This window comes from Streptosporangium sp. NPDC023615, from assembly GCF_040640155.1.
Taxonomy (GTDB): domain Bacteria; phylum Actinomycetota; class Actinomycetes; order Streptosporangiales; family Streptosporangiaceae; genus Streptosporangium.
The window spans coordinates 1-2,541 of the sequence record NZ_JBFABE010000160.1; the positions used below are offsets into that span (position 1 = coordinate 1).

Consider the following 2,541-nt stretch of genomic DNA (forward strand, 5'->3'; position numbering starts at 1 on the left):
TCTTGTCCACATCGATCGCCGACGCCCCGCCATGCCCCAACACACCCGCCGTGTGACCGCGTACGAGATCCATCACGGCGGCCGGCCATTCCTCCCGGGGAAGCTGGGTGATCCGAAGGTGCCACGGTTGCTCGGACGCGTCCGGCTGGGCCGTCTGGCGGCGGGCGCCTGCCGAGTCCTTGAGCATGGGCGACGTCGCGGCGTGATCGGTCCGCGTCCGTGCCGGACTCAGATCCGCGGGCACGACCAGTGCGGCACCGCTGGCCATGGCCGCGTCGAACAGGCCCGGACCCCGTACGGGGGCCAGCGGAGCGATCCCCGCCCTGGCCCATCGCGTGATGGCCGAACCGTCCAGCTCGGCGCCCATGCCCTCGGCCCCGCCCCAGAGTCCCCAGGCGATGGACGTTCCCACCAGCCCGGAGGCGGTCCGGTGGGCGGCCAGGGCGTCGAGGTAGGAGTTCGCCGCCGCGTACGCGGCCTGGCCCGGCATGCCGATGATGCCGGAGACCGAGGAGAACATGATGAAGGCGGAGAGCTTGTCCTGCCTGGTCAGCTCGTGGAGGTGCCACGCCGCGTCGATCTTGGGCTTCAGGACGGCGGTGAGCTGCGACGGCGACAGCGACTCCACGGTGGCGTCGTCGAGCGTGCCCGCGGCGTGTACGACGGCGGTCAGCGGATGAGCCGCCGGGATGTCGCCGAGCAGGGCGGCGAGAGCGTCCCGGTCGGACACGTCGGCGGCCACGATGTGGGCCGTCGCGCCCTGCGCCGACAACCGCTCGCGCAGCCGCGCCGCGCCGGGGGCGTCCGGGCCGCGCCGGCTGGCCAGTACCAGATGTCGCACGCCGTGCCGGGTGACCAGGTGCTCGGCGAACAGCGCGCCCAGCCCACCGGTGCCCCCGGTGATCAGGACGGTCCCCTCGGGGTCGAGCTCACCGGCACCGGCCGCGGGACCCGCCGTCATCCGGGTCAGCCGGGGGGCGTACGGCACGCCGTCGCGCACCGCCACCTGTGATTCACCGGCGACCGCCGCCCTGAGCATGACGTCGGTGTCCGCCCGGTGATCCAGATCCACCAGGACGATCCGGTCCGGGTGCTCGGACTGCGCGGACCGTACCAGGCCCCAGAGGGCGGCGTTCGACAGGTCGGTCACATCCTCGCCGGGCATCGCCGCGATCGCACGGTGGGTCACGACGACCAGGCGTGATCCGGTGAACGCGTCGTCGGTCAGCCACCGTTGCAGCAGTCCGAGGGTTCGCCGCACCTGCTCGTGGGCCGTGTCGGGGGCGTGTGGCCCGGTCACCCCGTGCCGCACGACGACCAGTTCGGCTCCGGTCCCGCCGGAGAGCCCGTCCTCGCCCGAGACCTCGGTCCACGTGGACGGAGTCCGATCGGGCAGCGTGACGGGACGCCACGTCACCGAGGAGAGTCCTTCCCCGGCTCCCGTCGCCTGCGCGAGCTGGTCCTTGGCGACCTGCCTCAGCGCGAGGGACTCCACGGCCGCCACCGGCGTTCCCGATTCGTCGGCGATGCTCAGCGTGACCGCGTCGGTGCCGCTGGGGCTGAGCCGCACCCTGAGCGCCCTGCCGCCGGCGGTGCGGATTCCCGCACCCGACCAGGCGAACGGCAACCGAATCGTTCCCGGCTCGGAGTCCGCCGCGACCAGCGGGTGCAGGGCCGCGTCCAGGAGCGCCGGGTGGATGCCGAACGAATGCGCGCCCGACTCGGCGTCCATGCGTACCTCGGCGAAGATGTCGTCACCGGATCGCCAGACGGCCTCCAGGCGCCGGAACGCGGGGCCGTACGCGTAACCGAGGTCGGCCAGTCGTGAATAGAGGCCGTCCAACGGCTCGGCGACCGCTCCGGCAGGGGGCCACTGGGTCAGGCCCTCGGCCCCGTTGAGCACATCGCGATCGCTGAGCACTCCTGTCGCGTGCCGGGTCCACGGAAGCGACTCGTCGTCCGGGCGGGAGTGGACGGAGAACGGGCGAGTGCCGTCCTCCTGGACGATGCCCACCGTCACCTGGACGCGCACCGCCTGCTGCTCGGGCAGAACGAGCGGGGCCTCCAGGGCGAGCTCTTCCACCACGCCGGAGTTGACGTGCCTCGCCGTGGCGATGGCCAGCTCCAGGAACGCGGTTCCCGGGACCAGCACGGCTCCGGAGATGACATGGTCGGCCAGCCAGGGGTGCTCGGCCAGGGACATCAGTCCGGCCAGGGCCACCTCTTCCCCGCCCGCGAGATCCATCGCCGCGGTGAGGAACGGGTGGTGGGGCACGTCGAGACCCAGGTCACGTGCCGTACCTCGAGGCACCGGTGCGAGCCAGTAGCGCTTGTGCTGGAAGGGGTAGGTCGGTAGCGGTGTGGGCCGGCCGTTGGGGAAGACCTCGGCCCAGGAGATCGGTGCGTTGTGGGTGTGCAGGTGGGCCAGTGCGGTGGTGAAGGTGGTGGGGGTCTTGTCGTTGACGGCGATGGCGGTGGCGTCGGGGAGGGTGGCGCGGGTGAGGGCGGTGAGGGTGGTGTCGGGGCCGATCTCGACGTAGG

The 2,541-nt window shown here is 72.4% G+C and carries 1 protein-coding gene; it reads right to left on the reverse strand.

Annotated elements, in window-relative coordinates; all coding sequences use genetic code 11:
• A partial coding sequence (locus AB0G16_RS38650) for a type I polyketide synthase (RefSeq protein WP_362815987.1) occupies nucleotides 1-2,541 on the reverse strand: 2,541 nt, incomplete at both ends.